General features: G+C 67.8%; 16 protein-coding genes, 1 pseudogene and 1 riboswitch. Of the genes and pseudogenes, 6 read left to right on the top strand and 11 right to left on the bottom strand.

Going from position 1 to position 16,563, the window contains the following annotated elements:
- Positions 1-126 precede the first annotated feature (126 nt).
- Positions 127-516 carry a DUF6481 family protein gene (locus tag AC1RRR_RS13795; RefSeq protein ID WP_492813885.1) on the bottom strand — a complete coding sequence of 130 codons (390 nt, stop codon included), beginning with the start codon at positions 514-516 and terminating at the stop codon, positions 127-129.
- Positions 517-864: 348 nt separating this feature from the next.
- Between AC1RRR_RS13795 and AC1RRR_RS13790 the strand changes: the two genes are divergently transcribed.
- From AC1RRR_RS13790 to AC1RRR_RS13765, 6 genes are all read left to right on the top strand, one after another.
- Positions 865-1,245 (top strand): AtpZ/AtpI family protein, encoded by a 381-nt coding sequence (locus AC1RRR_RS13790; RefSeq protein WP_492813883.1) that lies wholly within the window; start codon positions 865-867, stop codon positions 1,243-1,245.
- 5 nt (positions 1,246-1,250) lie between these two features.
- Positions 1,251-2,012, top strand: a complete 762-nt coding sequence (locus AC1RRR_RS13785; protein ID WP_492813881.1) for a F0F1 ATP synthase subunit A — start codon at positions 1,251-1,253, stop codon at positions 2,010-2,012.
- A gap of 47 nt (positions 2,013-2,059) precedes the next feature.
- Positions 2,060-2,284 (top strand): F0F1 ATP synthase subunit C, encoded by a 225-nt coding sequence (locus AC1RRR_RS13780; RefSeq protein ID WP_004615714.1) that lies wholly within the window; start codon positions 2,060-2,062, stop codon positions 2,282-2,284.
- A gap of 130 nt (positions 2,285-2,414) precedes the next feature.
- Positions 2,415-2,948: a F0F1 ATP synthase subunit B family protein gene (locus AC1RRR_RS13775; RefSeq protein WP_492813879.1), complete on the top strand. Its 534-nt coding sequence runs from the start codon at positions 2,415-2,417 to the stop codon at positions 2,946-2,948.
- A 10-nt stretch (positions 2,949-2,958) separates the two neighbouring features.
- Entirely contained in the window at positions 2,959-3,468 is a 510-nt protein-coding gene (locus tag AC1RRR_RS13770) for a F0F1 ATP synthase subunit B (protein ID WP_492813877.1), read from the top strand.
- Positions 3,469-3,796: 328 nt separating this feature from the next.
- A complete protein-coding gene (locus AC1RRR_RS13765) occupies positions 3,797-4,867 on the top strand; it encodes a 2OG-Fe(II) oxygenase family protein (RefSeq protein WP_492813875.1) in 1,071 nt (356 codons plus the stop codon).
- On the opposite strand, the gene AC1RRR_RS13760 is transcribed toward AC1RRR_RS13765, so the two are convergent.
- The 10 genes and pseudogenes from AC1RRR_RS13760 to AC1RRR_RS13715 all read right to left on the bottom strand — a co-directional run bounded on the left by AC1RRR_RS13760 (position 4,855) and on the right by AC1RRR_RS13715 (position 16,512).
- Positions 4,855-5,631, bottom strand: a complete 777-nt coding sequence (locus tag AC1RRR_RS13760; RefSeq protein WP_492813874.1) for a transglutaminase-like domain-containing protein — start codon at positions 5,629-5,631, stop codon at positions 4,855-4,857. The two genes, AC1RRR_RS13765 and AC1RRR_RS13760, sit on opposite strands and share 13 nt — an antisense overlap.
- Before the next feature lie 79 nt (positions 5,632-5,710).
- On the bottom strand, positions 5,711-6,154 hold the full coding sequence (locus AC1RRR_RS13755; protein WP_492813872.1) for a hypothetical protein: 444 nt from the start codon (positions 6,152-6,154) through the stop codon (positions 5,711-5,713).
- On the bottom strand, positions 6,151-6,573 hold the full coding sequence (locus tag AC1RRR_RS13750) for a hypothetical protein (protein ID WP_492813870.1): 423 nt from the start codon (positions 6,571-6,573) through the stop codon (positions 6,151-6,153). The genes AC1RRR_RS13755 and AC1RRR_RS13750 overlap by 4 nt, the downstream gene beginning before the upstream one ends.
- Before the next feature lie 134 nt (positions 6,574-6,707).
- Positions 6,708-8,282, bottom strand: a complete 1,575-nt coding sequence (gene gcvPB, locus AC1RRR_RS13745; protein ID WP_492813868.1) for an aminomethyl-transferring glycine dehydrogenase subunit GcvPB — start codon at positions 8,280-8,282, stop codon at positions 6,708-6,710.
- A complete protein-coding gene (gene gcvPA / locus AC1RRR_RS13740; RefSeq protein ID WP_492813867.1) occupies positions 8,279-9,625 on the bottom strand; it encodes an aminomethyl-transferring glycine dehydrogenase subunit GcvPA in 1,347 nt (448 codons plus the stop codon). The genes gcvPB and gcvPA overlap by 4 nt, the downstream gene beginning before the upstream one ends.
- A 25-nt stretch (positions 9,626-9,650) precedes the next feature.
- Positions 9,651-10,022: pseudogene (gene gcvH / locus AC1RRR_RS13735) on the bottom strand (glycine cleavage system protein GcvH); the annotation flags it as partial.
- A gap of 10 nt (positions 10,023-10,032) precedes the next feature.
- On the bottom strand, positions 10,033-11,145 hold the full coding sequence (gene gcvT / locus AC1RRR_RS13730; protein ID WP_492813865.1) for a glycine cleavage system aminomethyltransferase GcvT: 1,113 nt from the start codon (positions 11,143-11,145) through the stop codon (positions 10,033-10,035).
- A 166-nt stretch (positions 11,146-11,311) separates the two neighbouring features.
- Positions 11,312-11,402: riboswitch (glycine riboswitch) on the bottom strand.
- 41 nt (positions 11,403-11,443) lie between these two features.
- The gene (locus tag AC1RRR_RS13725) at positions 11,444-13,936 is read right to left on the bottom strand and encodes a zinc-dependent metalloprotease (RefSeq protein ID WP_492813863.1); all 2,493 of its coding nucleotides are present in this window, start codon (positions 13,934-13,936) and stop codon (positions 11,444-11,446) included.
- An 81-nt stretch (positions 13,937-14,017) separates the two neighbouring features.
- A complete protein-coding gene (locus tag AC1RRR_RS13720; RefSeq protein WP_492813861.1) occupies positions 14,018-15,820 on the bottom strand; it encodes an arginine--tRNA ligase in 1,803 nt (600 codons plus the stop codon).
- Positions 15,817-16,512 (bottom strand): Tat pathway signal sequence domain protein, encoded by a 696-nt coding sequence (locus AC1RRR_RS13715; RefSeq protein ID WP_492813859.1) that lies wholly within the window; start codon positions 16,510-16,512, stop codon positions 15,817-15,819. Before AC1RRR_RS13715 ends, AC1RRR_RS13720 begins: the two co-directional genes overlap by 4 nt.
- Positions 16,513-16,563 lie beyond the last annotated feature (51 nt).

The raw sequence follows: 16,563 nt of genomic DNA, 5'->3' as shown, positions 1-16,563 counted from the left end.
ATAACAGGTCAAGAAAAAGGGGCCCCGAAGGACCCCTGATCACATTGGAGCGTGCGCAGCACGCTCCAACACTAAAGGGCGAGCCTGTTTTTCCGTTTCGGATGTTCCATCCGAAACGGACAGGCTCTACCCCAGCAGGTGGCCCCATTGCTGGGCCCGCGATTGCTTGCTGTTGGTCGTCTTGCCCAGGGCGCGCAGCTCGTCGCGCTCCTTGGCCTTCTCTTCCTTGCGGACGCGCATCTCGGCAGCTTCCTGCGTCTTGCGTTCCTTACGCTCGGCGCGCTTGACGGCCATGATCGCCTCTTGGCGAGCCAGGGCTTCGAGGCGGGCGACTTCCTTGGCTTCGGCGCGGGCGGCGCGGACGGCTTCGAGTTCGGCGGCGCGAAGCTCTTCACGCTTGTCGAAATCGGGATCCTGCACGGTCGGCTTGGCCTTGAACTTGGCCAGCATGGCCTTCTTGGCTTCCTGCTGCGAGGAAATACGATCGGCGAATCCGGTGTTCTTCAGGTGCGACATGAATCTTCGTGTTGTTTGGAGGCGGCGGCTCTAAAGCCCAGATTTACGCAAAAATCAATGCGTCATCGGGTTCGTCGCCCCTTGCCTATTGGGGGTGACGCCGAAAGAGCACGCTCCATATAGGAACGGTTCCGCGCTTTGGTAGACCCGTTAACCGGTCCCGATTGGGGATCGTTTTGCCCCCGCCCGAAGCCGAAGGCTAAATCCTTAAGTATTCCCGTCACTTGGCCCGCGAACCGCTCGCCTTGACGCACCGCAGCGAGGTCTATAGGTTCCGCGCCGATCAAGCCGGCCGGAATTGCGCCTTGTTTTGGCGCGTCCGCGGCGTTTTCGGACCTGCCGCTTCCCATGCCCAAGGCCGACGAACCGAACGACAAGGCCCTCGCAAGCCTCGACGCTCGGCTCGACGCATTTGAGGCGAAGAAGGCGGCGGAAAAGCCCGCGAAAGCGGCGACCGAAAAGGCCAACCAGGACGGTTACCGTCTGTTGGCGGATTTGATCGGGGGCGTATTGGTGGGTCTCGGCTTCGGCTGGCTGCTCGATCACTACGTCCACACGAGCCCCTGGGGCATGGTCGGCGGTCTGCTGATCGGTCTGGGGCTCGCGATATTCTCCATCGTCCGCAAGGCGATGAAACTAAGCGCGCAGGCGTCGGCGCCGTCCCCACAAGGGAATGCCGACGGACACACGGGAGACGGGTCTACCGTCCCCAAGCAGAAGAGAGACTAGGGCCAATGGCCGATCCGATGCACCAGTTCCAGATCGCGAAGATCGTGGAACTGCCCACCGTGACCGTTCCCGGCCTCGGCGCGATCGACCTGTCGATCACGAACTCCGTGGCCGCGATGATGCTGGCGGCGCTGCTGGTCATCACGTTCTACAGCCTGGCCGCGCGCAAGGCCGTCATCCCGGGCCGCCTGCAGGCGGTGGGCGAGATGCTCTACGGACTGGTCGATGGGCTCGCGGAGTCGATCATCGGCCACGAGGGCAAGAAGTTCATGCCCTTCGTCTTCACGCTGTTCGCCTTCGTGCTGTTCATGAACATCCAGGGCATGTTCCTGGTGTTCACCGCCACGTCGCAGCTGGCTGTAACCCTGACGCTGGGCCTGATGGTCATCCTGACCGTGGTCGCCGTCGGCTTCGCCAAGAACGGCCTGAAGTTCTTCAAGCTGTTCGCGCCGTCGGGCGTGCCCCCCGTGCTGTACATCCTGCTGGTGCCGATCGAGATCCTGTCGTTCCTGATCCGTCCGATCACCCTGGGCCTTCGTCTGTTCGGCAACATGCTGGGCGGCCACGTCGTGCTGAAGATCTTCGCCGGTTTCGTGATCGCCCTGGGCGGTCTCGGCGTCCTGGGCTGGGCCGGTTCGGCCCTGGCCCTGACCTCGGTCGTCGCCCTGACGGCCCTCGAGTTCATGGTGGCCTTCCTGCAGGCCTTCGTGTTCGCGGTGCTCGCATGCGTCTACATCAACGACGTCGTGCACCTCGACAGCCACTGATCAACCTTTAGTCTTTCCAACAAATACCCTTCCAAGGAGTCTCTATCATGGACGCTGCTGCAGCTAAGTACATCGGCGCTGGCCTGGCCATGCTCGGCATGATCGGCGCGGGCGTTGGCCTGGGCGTGATGTTCGGCAACTACTTCCAAGGCGCCCTGCGTAACCCGACCGCCGCCGCTCAAGAGCGCCCGATGCTGTTCCTGGGCATGGCTCTGACGGAAGCCCTGGGCATCTTCGCCCTGGTCATCGCCTTCCTGATCCTGTTCTCGTAATCGGATCCCGGGGAGCGCGGACGCTTCGTTCGGAAGCGCCGCGCTCCTTGTCTTATTTTCTCGCGTCCTCTTGATGCGGGCCGGTTTCCGGCCTGTTCGCGGACGCTCTAGCTGAGAGGCGCCTTCGCCCATGGCGACGGAACATCACGGCACGGTCGAGACGACTGAAACCCCCAAGCACGAAAGCGGCGGCCTTCCGCAGCTGCAGTTCGAGCACTGGGGTGGCCAGATCGTTTGGCTGCTGCTCATCTTCGCCGTTCTCTATGTCGTGCTGTCGAAGGTGCTCCTGCCCCGTGTCAGCGGCGCGATCGACGAGCGCGGCGGCAAGATCGCCGGCGACATCGCCGACGCCCGTCGCATGAAGGACGAGGCTGAAGCCCAGGCTCGCGCCGCCGCCGCGGAAGTGGCCGAGGCTCGCGCCAAGGCCCAGAAGACCGCAGCGGACGCCAAGGCCAAGGCCACGGCCGAAGCCGCCGAGCGTCAGGCCAAGGAAGAGGCCGCCCTGGCCGAGAAGCTGGCCGCGGCCGAAGCTTCGATCCAGGCCGCCCGCGACCAGGCCATGGGTCAGGTTCGCGTGGTCGCCGAAGAGACGGCCGCCGCGATCGTCGAGAAGCTGACCGGCAAGGTGGCCACGGCCGCCGAGCTGAAGTCGGCTCTGGCCTAAGGAGCTGACGATGGAACACGAATCCCTGTTCAGCTTCTCGAACCCGGAATTCTGGGTTCTGGTCGCCCTGGTGATCTTCTTCGGCCTGCTGGTCGTGCTGAAGGTCCTGCCGGGCGCGCTGTTCGGCGCGCTGGACGGCTATGCCGCCAAGATCAAGGCCGAGCTCGATGAAGCCCAGCAACTGCGTGAAGAGGCTCAAGCCCTGCTCGCGGACGTGAAAGCCCAGCGCGAGGAAGCCGAGCGCCAGGCCACGGGCATGCTGGAAGCCGCCAAGGCCGACGCCAAGCGTCTGGCCGAGGAAGCCAAGGAAAAGCTCGAGGAGCAGATCAAGCGCCGCGCCGAGATGGCCGAACGCAAGATCGCTCAGGCCGAGGCGCAAGCCGCCGCCGACGTGAAGGCCGCGGCGGTGGATCTCGCCGCCCAGGCCGCCGAAGCGGTGCTGACGGCCCGTCTGGCCGGCGCCAAGAGCGACCCGCTCGCCGACGCCGCGATCAGCCAACTGGGCTCCAAGCTGCAATAGCAGCGGGCTTAGCGAACAAGACAGAGGGCGCGGATCGCAAGGTCCGCGCCCTTTCTTTTGGCCAGGCCGGAAACGACGACACCCCGCGCCTCAGGGGTTGAAACGCGGGGTGCGCCGATCCCACTGCTCAGGGAACGGCGTCCGCGGGCGGACCCGCGGCTCAGGCGTGACACTCACGATGCTCGCCACAGCGGGGTGATCCACCGGCGACACCCCGCGCGCAATCGCTCGAGCCCCGATTGAGACGGCGCGTCATGAAACTGAGATCGGGTGCGCCCTGACGCTTTTTTCCTTGCCGGCGCAACCTGGCGTGTAGAACAGCGGGACGATGACCAAGCTGCTGCCCGGCGATCCCGCGCCGTCGTTCTTCGCCGTCTCGCGCGGCAATCCCCGCTATGCGTTCGATGTCGCGGCCGGGCGTTATCTGCTGCTGGCCCTGGTCGGCGACGGCGACGAAGCCTTCGCCGATCTGGTCGAGCAGGTGCTGAACGAACATGCCGAGCGCTTCGACGGCGAAAGCCTGGCCTTCTTCGGCCTGTTGCGTGACACCGAACGCTGGAACCGCCGCGAGAACCGCCTGCCCGGCGCGCGCTGGCTGCTGGACGAGGCCGGCGCGGCCTTCACGGCCTTGGGGGCGGCCGAGGACCCCACCTGGTCGGGCTGGATCCTGGTCGACCCGAACTTCCGGATCCTCGCGACCCTGCCCGCCGACCAGACCGAGCGCCTGGGGCGCATCCTGCCCGGCCTGCCACCCGTAGCGACCCATGCCGGCGTCGAGCTCCACGCCCCCGTGCTGGTCGTCCCACGCCTGTTCGAGCCTGAGCTGTGCCAGATGCTGATCGCGGCCTATGAGGCCGACGGCGGCGAGGCTTCGGGCTTCATGCGCGAGCTCGAGGGCCGGACGGTCGAGATCCGCGACCCCAACCACAAGATCCGCCGCGACCTGGTGCTGCCGCCGGGCGAGCTGCGCGACGCCGTCCGGGCCCGGATCCAGCGCCGCCTGGCCCCGCAGATCGCCAAGGCCTTCCAGTTCGCCGCCACGCGCATGGAGCGCGACCTGGTGGCCTGCTACGACGCGGCCGACCACGGCTTCTTCCGGGCGCACCGCGACAACACCACCAAGGGCACCGCCCACCGCCGCTTCGCCGTGACCATCAACCTGAATGCCGAAGACTATGAGGGCGGCGACCTGCGCTTTCCGGAGTTTGGTCCCCGCACCTATCGCGCCCCGACGGGTGGCGCGGTCGTGTTCTCGTGCTCGCTGCTGCACGAAGCCCTGCCGGTGACCCGGGGCAAGCGCTACGCCTTCCTGCCGTTCCTGTACGACGAGGCCGGCGCTCAGGTGCGGGAACGCAATGCCGAGCATGTCGGCGTCGACGGCTACCGCTACACAGCCTGAATCGAGAAGCTCTGCTCGATCAGGGTCGCCTGGCCGAAGATGGTCATGAAGGCGATGTCGGCGGCGTCGCGCCCGGTGGCGACGCGGACCATGCCCTCGATCGGCGCCAGGCCCGTGGCGTCAATCAGCCGCCAGCGTCCGCCCAGATAGACCTCGGCGATGGCGTGCAGGTCCGGCGGCTCCAGCCGCCAGGCATAGGCGCTGACCGCGCGGGCCGGGATGTCGGCGGCGCGGCACAGGCTGATCGCCAGATGGGTGAAGTCGCGGCAGACGCCCGCTCGGTCGACCAGGGTGTCGACGGCCGTCGTGGCCGCGTCGCTGACCCCGAAGCAATAGTCCACGTGCTTGGCGATCCAATCCAGGATGGCCATGACCTTACGCCCGCCCTTCAGGTCGCCGAACTCGCGCTCGCAGAACCGCTCCAGCCGGTCGGACGGCGCATAGCGGCTGGCGCGCAGGAAGGGCAGCACCTCACTGGGGAGGTCGCGGATCGCCATGGCCGGGGCGTCGGCCAGGTCATGGTCGCGGTGCATCACCTCGACCTGGGCCCGGTAGAGCGCGTTCACCCGGCCCGACGCCGTGAACACCGTACGGCGCTCGTGGGTGACGGGATCGTCGACCCGAACGGCGTCGACATTGGGCCAGAAGGTCAGGGCCTCGGAATGGACCATCTGGTCTGGCCCATGCGCCGCCTCGATCAGCAGCAGCACCTCGCACGGAGTGGCGAAGTCGTAGGTCAGCGAGGCTTCGACGTCGAAACGCATGAGGTGTCCTGGGGGCGATGGCGGCGGCGCGCCTGCTACAATTCCCATGGACCTGATGGGTTCAGGACGATCTTGGCGGTCAGGCCGTCTTGGCCATCTTTCGCGCCACGTACTTCTTCACGCGCTTGCGGGTCTTCTTCAGCAGCCGCCAGCGGGCCCGGCGCAGGACCAGTTTCTCGGTGCGGAGCATCTGCTGCCAGACGACCAGCAGCACCTCGGGCTCGCGGCGCATCAGGCGGCGGATCGGGAAGACCAGCTTGGGGTGGCGCTTCTGCCAGCGGATGAAGGTTTTCCGGGCCTGGAACGAGTAGCGCAGCACGATCATCAGGCCGATGACCAGCAGCGGCAGGCCCACGTGCCCCGGCAGCGGCGTCAGCACCGCGCCGGCGATGATCACCAGCGTGCCGAAGCCGATGGCGATCCAACGGAAGGCGCGGGCCGCGGACTCGCGCAGCAGCAAGGCCAACCGCGCGCGGCGCCGGACCCTGTGCTTGATGTCGATCGTGGAGGCGGTGGCTGTCACCGTCCGGCTTGCTTCGCGGCGGCGCGACGCTTGAACGACTTGCGCCAGCGGGCGGCCATGCGCCACTTGCGCGGCACGATCAGGCGCTCGACGCGCAGGGCCTGTTGCCAGGCCACCAGCACGACCTCGGGCTCGCGACGCAGCAGGCGACGCAGCGGAAAGATCAGCTTGGGATGGGCGTGCTGGAAGCGGACGAACTGCTTGCGCGCCTTGAACGAGTTGCGCAGCACCAGCATCAGGCCGACCACGGTCAGCGGCAGGCCCATGGGGCCCGGCAGCGGCGCGATGACGATGCCGCCGATGACCAGCAGCACGCCCAGCGTCACCAGGATCACGCGCAGGAATCGCGCGATGAGCTCACGGGCGAGATCATCGGCGGTGCGGCGGGCGCGCGGCATGGCGAGGGCGATAGCAGTCATTGGGAGGACGAAACGGGCTTGCGCTCCGCTTGCTCCCTGGAAAAGCCAGAGCGCCCCGACGCGCACCCCCGATATGTGGACCGATGAGGGCGCCGTAAAGGCGCCCTCTGGTCGCAACAGGGGTATGGTGTTTGCTATTCAGCCGCCAGTGGCGCTTCTGCCACAGGTTTCCACCTCAACCGGGGCTTGCGGGCCGCCTGGGTCTCGTCCAGGCGCCGGAGCGGGGCGTGGAACGGCGCGCCCTTGAAGCGCTCGACCTCGCCCGCCTTGGCCGCGCCGGCCAGCAGACGAAGCGCTTCGATGAAGCGATCCAGCTCCTGCTTGCTCTCGGTCTCGGTCGGCTCGATCAGCATCGCGCCGTGGACGACCAGCGGGAAGTACATGGTCATCGGGTGGAAGCCCTCGTCGATCATCGCCTTGGCGAAGTCGAGCGTGGTCACCCCGGTGCCTTCCAGCCAGCTGTCGTCGAACAGGGCCTCGTGCATGCACGGACCTTCGGGGAAGGCCGGGCTCATCACGTCCTTCAGCTGGGCCTTGATGTAGTTGGCGTTGAGGACGGCGTCCTCGGCCACCTGACGCAGGCCGTCGGCCCCGTGGCTCAGCATGTAGGCGTAGGCGCGGACGTACATGCCCATCTGGCCGTGGAAGGCGCTCATGCGGCCGAAGGCGGTCTTGGCGCCCTCCTCGCCCGCGTGCTCGACCATGGCGAAGCCGTCGTCGCCGTGGGTCAGCCAGGGGGTCGGGGCAAAGGCCGCCAGGGCCTCGCTCAGCACCACCGGACCCGCGCCCGGACCGCCGCCGCCGTGGGGCGTCGAGAAGGTCTTGTGCAGGTTGATATGCATGGCGTCGACGCCCAGGTCGCCCGGGCGCACCCGGCCGACGATGGCGTTGAAGTTGGCGCCGTCGCAGTAGAAGTACGCGCCCGCCGCGTGGGTCAGGCGAGCGATCTCGACGACGTCGCGCTCGAACAGGCCGCAGGTGTTGGGGTTGGTGACCATGATGGCGGCCACGTGGTCGCCCAGCTTGGACTCCAGGTCCGCCAGATCGACGCGCCCGTCATCGGTCTGGGCGATCTCGACGACGGTGTAGCCGACGAAGGCCGCCGTGGCCGGGTTGGTGCCGTGGGCGCTGGTTGGGGCCAGGACGGTCTTGCGGTGGCCGTTGCCGGCCGCCTCGTGGGCGGCGCGAATGGCCAGCAGGCCGCACAGCTCGCCGTGAGCGCCGGCCTTGGGGCTCAGCGCGACAGCGGGCATGCCGGTCAGGGTCTTCAGCCAGTGGGCCAGGCGGTCCATCAGCTGCAGGGCGCCCTGCACGGTCGACTGCGGCTGCAGCGGGTGGATGTCCGAGAAGCCCGGCAGGCGCGCCATCTTCTCGTTCAGGCGCGGATTGTGCTTCATCGTGCACGAGCCCAGCGGATACAGCGCCAGGTCGATGGCGTGGTTCTTCTGGCTCAGGCGCACATAGTGGCGGACGGCTTCGGGTTCGGAGAGACCCGGCAGGCCGATCGGCGCGTCGCGCAGCAGGCCGGCCAGGTCGCTCGACGGCGCGGCGGCTTGCGGCAGGTCGACACCGGTCTTGTTCCAGCCGTCCAGTTCGAAGATCAGGGCTTCGTTCTGCAGCAGGCCGCGATTGCCGGTCAGGGTCTCGTGGCCACCGGCGTCGTTGGCGGTTTCGGGGCGCGTGGGGCGGCCGACGTTGTTCATGCTCATTGGCCCACCGCCTTGGTCAGGATCTTGGCGAAGAAAGTGATGTCGATGTCCAGCGTGGTCTCGGTAGCCGCGACCAGCAGCACGTCGTCCAGGCCCGCGCCCGCGTCGAGGCGCGAGAACGGCACGCCGGCAATGACGCCGTGGCCGGCCAGGGTCTCGACCACGTCGGCGGCGTTCTTCGGCAGGCGGATCGCGAACTCGTTGAAGAAGCGCGGGGTCAGGACCTCGACGCCCGGCACCGCCTTCAGGGCGTCGCGCAGGGCCACGGCCTTCTGGTGGTTCAGGGCGGCCAGCTGGCGCAGACCGGTCTCACCGAGCAGGCTCATGTGGATCGAGAAGGCCAGGGCGCACAGGCCGCTGTTGGTGCAGATGTTCGAGGTCGCCTTGTCGCGGCGAATGTGCTGCTCGCGGGTCGACAGGGTCAGCACGAAACCGCGCTTGCCATCGGCGTCGACCGTCTCGCCGCACAGGCGGCCCGGCATCTGGCGGACGAACTTTTCCTTGCAGGCGAAGAGACCGACATAGGGACCGCCGAAGTTCAGGCCATTGCCGATCGACTGGCCCTCGGCCACGGCGATGTCGGCGCCCATTTCGCCGGGCGACTTCAGCAGGCCGTACGAGACGGCCTCGGTGGTGACCACGATCAGCAGCGCGCCGGCGGCGTGAGCAGCCTCGGCGATCTTGGTGACGTCCGTGACCGTGCCGAACACGTTCGGGGTCTGGACGACGACGCAGGCGGTGTCGGCGTCGATGGCGGCGATCACCGCATCCTCGGCGTCGACCGCGGCCGGCATGGCCTGGGTCGTGACGCCGGCCGCGTGGGCCAGGGTCTCGATGGTCTCGATGTAGTGCGGGTGGACGCCGCCCGACATCACCGCCTTGTTCCGGCGGGTGACGCGCTGGGCCATCATCACGGCCTCGGCCGCGCCGGTCGAGCCGTCATAGAGCGAGGCGTTGGCCACCTCCATGCCGGTCAGGGCCGCGACCTGGGTCTGGAACTCGAAGAGTACCTGAAGAGTCCCTTGGGCGATTTCCGGCTGGTAGGGCGTGTAGCTGGTCAGGAATTCCGACCGCTGGATGATGTGGTCGACCGTGGCCGGCACGTGGTGGCGATAGGCGCCGGCCCCGCAGAAGAACGGTCCCTCCCCCGCCGAACGGTTGCGACGGGCCAGGCCCGCCATCTCGCGCTCGACTTCGATTTCGCCGGCATGCAGCGGCAGGTCGACGGTTCCGTCGCGGCGGGCCGAAGCCGGCACGTCGACGAACAGGTCGTCGATCGACGTCACGCCGATCGCACCGAGCATCTCGACGCGGTCTTCGGGGGTCAGGGGGAGGTAACGCATTGATCTGCTTTCGTGGGGTCGAAAGTTAGAGGGTGCTCAGGAACGCTTCGTAGGCATCGCGGTCCATCAGGGCGTCGACCTCGGCCGGGTTCGACAGCTTGATCTTGGCGAACCAGCCGCCGCTTTCCGGCAGGGCGTTGACGGTTTCCGGCGCATCGCCCAGCTCGGCATTGCCTTCGACGACTTCACCCGACACCGGGGCGTAGACGTCCGAGGCGGCCTTGACGCTCTCGACGACGGCGAGGTTCTCGCCCTGTTTCACGGTCTTGCCGGCTTCCGGCACTTCGACGAACACCACGTCGCCCAGTTGCTCGGCGGCGTAGGCGGTGATGCCGACGGTGGCGACGTCGCCTTGGACGACGACCCATTCATGATCTTTGGTGAAACGCATCTCTGTCGGCCCTTGATTAGAGTTTGCGGACGTAACGGTTCGGAACGAACGGGGTGGCGACCACTTCTGCAGCGGCCTGCTTTCCACGAACGATGACCTTGAGCTTCGCGCCCACGACCGCATAGGCCGGCGGGGCGAAACCGATGGCGATGGGGAAGCCGAGCGAGGGCGCGAAGCCGCCGCTGGTCACCTTGCCGATGACATTGCCCGCTTCGTCGGCGATCTCGGCGCCTTCACGAGCCGGGGCGCCTTCCAGCACCTTGAGATTGACGCGGACGCGCGAGAGTTCGCCGGCCAGTTCCTTGCCGATCCGGGCCGCGCCCAGATAGTCGCCGGCCTCGCGGCGCGATTTGCCGACGGCGAAGTTCAGCCCGCCCTCAATCGGCGAGACGGTCTCGTCCAGGTCGTGGCCGTACAGCGGCAGGCCCGCTTCCAGGCGCAGGCTGTCGCGGGCGCCCAGGCCGATCGGCTTGACGCGTTCGTCGGCCAGCAGGGTGTTCCAGATGCCCTCGGCGGCGTCGGCTGGGACCGAGATCTCGTAGCCGTCCTCGCCCGTGTAGCCCGAGCGCGAGATGATCGCGTCGACGCCGAAGGCGGCCAGGGCGACAGTGTCCATGAACACCATGCCAGCGGCTTCCGGCACATGCGCGGCCAGCACGGCGGCGGCTTCCGGACCTTGCAGCGCCAGCAGCGCGCGGTCTTTCAGACGGGTCACCGTGGCCTCGCCGGCCAGGGCGTCGGCGATGATCTTGTAGTCGTTGTCCTTGCAGGCGCCGTTGACCACCACGAACAGGCCGTCGTCGTCGGGACGCGCGGTCATCAGGTCGTCGATGATCCCGCCCTCGGCATTCAGCAGCACGCCGTAGCGCTGCTTGCCAGCCTTCAGGCCCTGGTAGTCGGCCGAGACGACCTTCTCGAAGCTCTTGGCGGGGTTCTCGCCGCGCAGGCGGGCCTGGCCCATGTGCGAGACGTCGAACAGGCCAGCGTGCTCGCGGGTCCAGAGGTGCTCTTTCAGCACCCCGTCCTTGTACTGCACCGGCATGGAGTAGCCGGCGAACGGCACCATGCGCGCGCCCAGCGCCACGTGGGCGTCGAACAAGGGGGTCTTCTTGAGGTCTTGATCGGACACTGTGCGGGCTCCTAGCGGGGTCGGCGAGACGACCGGCGTCCGCCGGTTGGTCGCGCCCCCGCTGTCCCTTGTGCCTGAGAGATTCCGGCCTTCCCCCTCTGCTGTTTGAGGTCGGCCTTGCTCCTTCGGCGAGCCACTCTTTCGAGCGACTGCTTTCCAGCGTTTCTAAACCCGCGCGGTCCTTTTGCCTGAGCGTTTCCGGGGCGGTTGCGCCTTCGGCCTCGGGAGCGAATCCCGACGTCTCCCGCGAGGGTCGTCGGGGTCAATGCGGGAGGGCTGCCCCTGAGTCAAGCGCGGCCTAAAGATCCCCGAACCAGTCGTCCTCGCCGATCGGCGGACCGGGCGGGGTGACAACCTTGGCCTTGCCGTCCTCGACCAGGGCGGCCAGGCGACCGCCGCTCTCGTCGGCGACGATCCCGGCCAGCGCGCGAGCCTGGGCGCGGTCGGCCGCGCCGCCGGTCGCTGCTGCCGTCAGCCCCTTGCCCCAGTCGGCCAGGCGCGCGCGGATCACGGCGGCGGCGGTCGGCGACAGGCTCTTGTCGGCCAGGGCGTCGGCCAGGCTGACCACCATGCGCTGACGCACGCGGCGAGCCAGTTCGGCTTGGCGACCGGTCGCCTTACCGTCGAAGGCAGCGAAGGCCAGGGCCTTGTCCAGCAGCCCCTCGACGCCCGGCTGGGCGGCGTCACGACGCTTGGCCTCGACCAGGCGGTTCAGGCGCGCCGGCGCGAAGAGATCGCTCCAGACCATGTCGGCCGCGACCTCGGCTGTGGCGGGCAGGTCAAACACCGGACCCTGCTGGAAGGTCTCGATCTCGTAGGCGTGGTCGGTTCCCTGCGATTGGCCCGAGGTCAGGACATCCAGGGTCTTGTCGGAGAGGTCCAGCGCGGCCGGCGTCACCGTCTTCAGCAGAGCGTCGATCGCAGCGGCCTGGCGGGCGGCCGGGACCGGCTTGCTGGCCTCATGGCCATCGCCCTGCGCGCCGTAGGTGAAGTCGACCCCGCCGACCAGCTTGGCCGTCGCGTCGACCTGGTAACGATGGAAGATGTAGATCGGCACGACGATGCGGCGCAGGTCGGCGACCGAAGCGCCCTTGGGCAGGTTGCCGAGGCCGAAACGGTCCAGGGCGATCTTGCGCACCGCCATGGTCTGGTCGAGCTCGGCGACCGGATCGGCGCCGTTGTCCCAGACCGCGCCCAGCGGGTGCGGCGTATCCTGCCCCCGCGCGTCCTCGTCGGAGACATAGCGCAGGCCCTCGGCCTGGCTCTTGTCGGCCTTGGCCTTCAGCCAGGCCTTCTCGTCGACGCCCGCTGGGGCCACGCCGTACAGCCAGTCGATCACGAACTTGTCCCAGGCCCCGATCCCGCGCCCGTAGGCGTCGGAGAAGTCCAGCTGGCCGTCCTTGATGGCGACCTTCGGCCCCGGATAGTCCATGACCGAGGCGCGGCCGGCATAGGTGCTGGCCGCGAAATTGTGCTGCAAGCCGATCGAGTGGCCGATCTCATGCGGCGACAGCTGGCGGATGCGGGCCAGCGAAATCTCGATCGGATCGTTGGGGCCGCCCGTCCCGGTCTTGTCGGCGCCCAGCAGGCCCTCGAAGATCAGCCGATCCTGGCGGATGCGGTCCGAGCCCAAGAGGACGTCGCCCTTGATGATCTCGCCGGTGCGCGGATCGACCACCGCGTGGCCGTAGGACCAACCGCGCGTCTGGCGGTGCACCCAGTTGACGACGTTGTAGCGGGCGTCCAGCGGGCTGACCCCATCGGGCAGCACCTCGACCTTGAAGGCGTCGATGAAGCCGGCCGCCTCGAACGCCTGGTTCCACCAGCGTCCGCCCTCGACCAGGGCCGAGCGCACCGGCTCGGGCGCGGCGCGGTCGACATAGAAGACAATCGGCTTCTTGACCGGCGACCGGGCGGCGGCGGGATCGGTCTTCTCCAGGCGGAAGCGGTGCGCCAGGCGATAGACCACCGGCTCGTTCAGCGGCGCGGAATAGTCCGCCACGGTGTGGTCGATGACGCCGACACGCGGGTCGTTCTGGCGCGGGATGTAGCCCGGCTCGGGCAGGGCCACGAATGAGTGGTGCAGCACCAGGGTGACGTTGCGCGGATCCGGCACGATACCGCGCACCTCGCCGCCCGGATCATCGCCGACGAAGGTCTCGACCGCCTCCAGCTCGACGTTCAGGGGGAAGACGTTCACCTCGCCGGTGTCGGCATAGGACAGGCCGTCGTTCAGCCGGAAGTCGCCCTGCTTGCTGCGCTTGAGGGTCTTGGCCACGCCCTGAGCGTCACGGACCAGGAAGCTGGTGACATCGACCAGCAGTCGGCCATCCGCGCCCTCGGCCTCGATGGCGTTGGACCAGACGCTGGAGACCGGGAACGAGTCCTTCACCGCCGCCTGCTCGTCGGCCGAGCCGCGCGGGGCCAGGAACCCCCAGTTCTCGAACTGGGCGATGACCTTCCCGCCCACGCGGCGGAAGGCGATGATCTGGGTGTCGCCTGGCGCCGAGCGATCCAGGCCGGTCGGGTTCGAGCCCAGGCCAGCGCGCAGATAGGTCTGGTAAAGATACCGCCCCGCGATCCCGTCCGCGCCCGGCTTGGGCAGCAGCAGAAAGACCTTGCCGTCTTTCTTGTCGACGAAGACCGGAACCAGCCCGTCCTTGCGCTCGAGCCCGGCGGTGGCTTCAGCGAACTTGTCGGTGGATTTGGCCTTGTCGGCGGCCAGGCTCGGCCCAGCGATCGCGCTCACGCAGACGCTCGCCATCAACATGGCGACCACGGACGAATTCATAACCCCTCCCGAACGCATAAAAGCGCCGGGACTGTCCTGCGCCCTCGCGGCGATTGCAACCGCCGGAGGGCGCGAGGGAGGTTACATCCGCTCGGGCGCTTCGATACCCAGCAGGTCGAGGGTCAGCTCCAGCTGCCGCAGCGTCGTTTCGGCGAGGCTCAGGCGCGAGGCCCGCAGCTCTTCGGTGTCGGCGCTCATGATCGGGCAGGCGGCGTAGAACTTCGAGAAGGTCTGGGCCAGCTTGTAGGCGTGCTCGGCCACGAAGTTGGGGGCCTTCTTGTCATAGGCCTCCTGCAGGGCGCCCTCGAAGGCGTCCAGCAGCATGGCCAGGTCGCGCTCGGCCGGTTCGTGGATCACGATGCGGCCGGCGGTCGCGCCGGCTTCCGACGCCTTGCGCAGCACGCTCTTGATGCGCACCGACTGGTACAGCAGGTAGGGGCCGGTCTTGCCCTCGAAGCTGGTGAAGCGGTCGAGGTCGAAGACGTACGAGGTGCCGCGGAAGTTCTGCAGGTCGGCGAACTTCAGGGCCGCCACGCCAACCTTGTGGGCGGTGTCTTCGAACTGGGCTTCCGACAGCTCGGCGCCCAGGCCCGCTTCGCGCAGGCGCTCGCGGGCCTTTTCGCGGGCCATCTCGATCAGGTCGTGCAGCTTCAGGACGCCGCCGGCGCGGGTCTTGAAGGGCTTGCCGTCCGTGCCGTTCATGGTGCCGAAGCCGATGTGCTCCAACGAGCCTTCGGTGGCGTAGTCGGCCAGATAGGCGGCGCGGAACACGGTCTCGAAGTGCAGGGCCTGGCGCTGGTCCACGCAGTAGAGGATCAGGTGCGGGTCGAACGACTTGCGACGATCCAGGATCGTGGCCAGGTCGGTCGTGCCGTACATGGCCGAGCCTTCCGACGACACCACCAGCAACGGCGGCACGTCCTGCTTGTCGCCCTCGCGGGCCACGCGGACGATGCGGGCGCCCTGGTCCTCGACCAGCAAGCCCTTGTGCTCCAGCTGGTTGACCATCGGTTCGATCAGGTCGTTGACGTCGCTCTCGCCCTTCCACAGGTCGAAGTCGACGCCCAGGGCGTGGAACTCGCGCTCCAGGGCCACGCGGCTGACATTGACGAAGTGGCGCCACAGCAGGCGGTAGCCGAAGCGGCCGTTCTGCAGTTCGGCGGTCGCCTTGCGGGCGCGCTCCTTGAAGGCCGGATCTTCCTTCTGGCGCACCGAGGCGGCCGGATAGATACGGTCGAGATCGGCCAGGGTGATCCGGCTCTCGAACTCGGCCATCACCTTGGCTTCGTCGGCGGCGCTGAAGCCGCGCGGCGCTTCCGGCAGCTTGTCCATCAGGGCGCGGATGAAGGCGTCCTCGTCGACGATGGCCGAGATGAGCAGGCCCATCTGGAAGCCCCAGTCGCCGAAGTGCGCGTCGCCCACCACGTCGTCGCCGCGGAAGCGGTACAGGCGCTTGACCGACTCGCCGATGATCGAGGCGCGCAGGTGGCCCACGTGCATCGGCTTGGCGACGTTGGGGCCGGCATAGTCGATCAGGACGCGGCGCGGGTCTTCCAGCAGCTGGGCGCCGACGCGGTCATCCCCGGCGATCTCGCGGACGCGGGCCGACAGGGCCTCGTCGCTGACGCGCATGTTGATGAAGCCGACCCCGGCGATCTCCACCGAAGCCAGGCGGGGATCCCCTTTGAGGATATCGACGACCTGCACCGCGATCTCGCGCGGATTACGCTTGGCGCTCTTGGCCGCCGCGAGGGCGCCGTTGCACTGGAAATCGGCTAGGTCGGGTCGGTCGGAGGCGGTGACGCGTCCGAACTCGGGAGGAAGTCCGGCGGCCTGGAAAGCGGCCGCGGCCGCCTCGCTCAAGGACCGCTTCAAATCGTTCATTGCTTAGTGGTCGTCCCTGCTTGGGCGGTCTGGCCGGCATTGACCCGGAAGCGCTTGCCCTCACGGTTGAAGGCCGCCATTTCCGGCGTCACGTCGAAGCCGATCAGCACCTCGAAGTTCCCGCCGCTGACCTTGGCGTCGGCGCGCGGAATGGTGATCTGCTCGATGGTCTCACGCGCATAGGCGCGGTCCTGGCCGGCGGCGAAGGTCACCGGCAGGTCGAAATATTCCTTGGCGATGACCGACTGGTTCCGCTCGGTCACGGCGATCCAGTAGCGGTAGACGTGCTTGTCGCCCTGAGCCTGCGGGCCCTTGCCCAGCTGGAACAGGACCTCGGCGCGGATCTTGATCGGCTCGTCGCTCTTGTAGGCGCAGCCCGAGCTCAGGCTCTGGATCTCGCCGGTGAAGCCGGCCTGGGCGGCCGATTCCTTGGCGTCCTTGAACTCGACATAGCGGCTGGCGTCGTACAGCACCTTCACATAGGGGCACGGACCGGCGTTGCGCAGCTGCGGCAGCGGCGCCTTGGGCTGGTTCCACTCCTCGTCGCGCTTCTTCTTCTTGGCGGCCTGGTCGCCGTCGTCCTGACCGCCACCGCCGCCGCCGGGGCCTTGGGCGTGAGCGATCGTCGCCGTGGTCGCGGCGATCGAGACGGCCATCAAAGCGCTGAGGGCGAGCGAAAAGGTGCGGCGCATGAAACGTCGGTTCCGGACAAGAAGAGCCAAGCGGGGCCATGGAGCCCCTTC

Source organism: Caulobacter sp. GW821-FHT12D05 (genome assembly GCF_058807295.1).
The sequence above is the reverse complement of the archived record's forward strand: the minus strand, read 5'-3'. Positions and strand labels throughout refer to the sequence as shown.

Bases quoted from the DNA above. Each gene is read 5' to 3' on its own strand.
- AC1RRR_RS13795 (WP_492813885.1), bottom strand. From the start codon at position 516: ATGTCGCACCTGAAGAACACCGGATTCGCCGATCGTATTTCCTCGCAG.
- AC1RRR_RS13790 (WP_492813883.1), top strand. From the start codon at position 865: ATGCCCAAGGCCGACGAACCGAACGACAAGGCCCTCGCAAGCCTCGAC.
- AC1RRR_RS13785 (WP_492813881.1), top strand. From the start codon at position 1,251: ATGGCCGATCCGATGCACCAGTTCCAGATCGCGAAGATCGTGGAACTG.
- AC1RRR_RS13780 (WP_004615714.1), top strand. From the start codon at position 2,060: ATGGACGCTGCTGCAGCTAAGTACATCGGCGCTGGCCTGGCCATGCTC.
- AC1RRR_RS13775 (WP_492813879.1), top strand. From the start codon at position 2,415: ATGGCGACGGAACATCACGGCACGGTCGAGACGACTGAAACCCCCAAG.
- AC1RRR_RS13770 (WP_492813877.1), top strand. From the start codon at position 2,959: ATGGAACACGAATCCCTGTTCAGCTTCTCGAACCCGGAATTCTGGGTT.
- AC1RRR_RS13765 (WP_492813875.1), top strand. From the start codon at position 3,797: ATGACCAAGCTGCTGCCCGGCGATCCCGCGCCGTCGTTCTTCGCCGTC.
- AC1RRR_RS13760 (WP_492813874.1), bottom strand. From the start codon at position 5,631: ATGCGTTTCGACGTCGAAGCCTCGCTGACCTACGACTTCGCCACTCCG.
- AC1RRR_RS13750 (WP_492813870.1), bottom strand. From the start codon at position 6,573: ATGACTGCTATCGCCCTCGCCATGCCGCGCGCCCGCCGCACCGCCGAT.
- gcvPB (WP_492813868.1), bottom strand. From the start codon at position 8,282: ATGAGCATGAACAACGTCGGCCGCCCCACGCGCCCCGAAACCGCCAAC.
- gcvPA (WP_492813867.1), bottom strand. From the start codon at position 9,625: ATGCGTTACCTCCCCCTGACCCCCGAAGACCGCGTCGAGATGCTCGGT.
- AC1RRR_RS13725 (WP_492813863.1), bottom strand. From the start codon at position 13,936: ATGAATTCGTCCGTGGTCGCCATGTTGATGGCGAGCGTCTGCGTGAGC.
- AC1RRR_RS13720 (WP_492813861.1), bottom strand. From the start codon at position 15,820: ATGAACGATTTGAAGCGGTCCTTGAGCGAGGCGGCCGCGGCCGCTTTC.
- AC1RRR_RS13715 (WP_492813859.1), bottom strand. From the start codon at position 16,512: ATGCGCCGCACCTTTTCGCTCGCCCTCAGCGCTTTGATGGCCGTCTCG.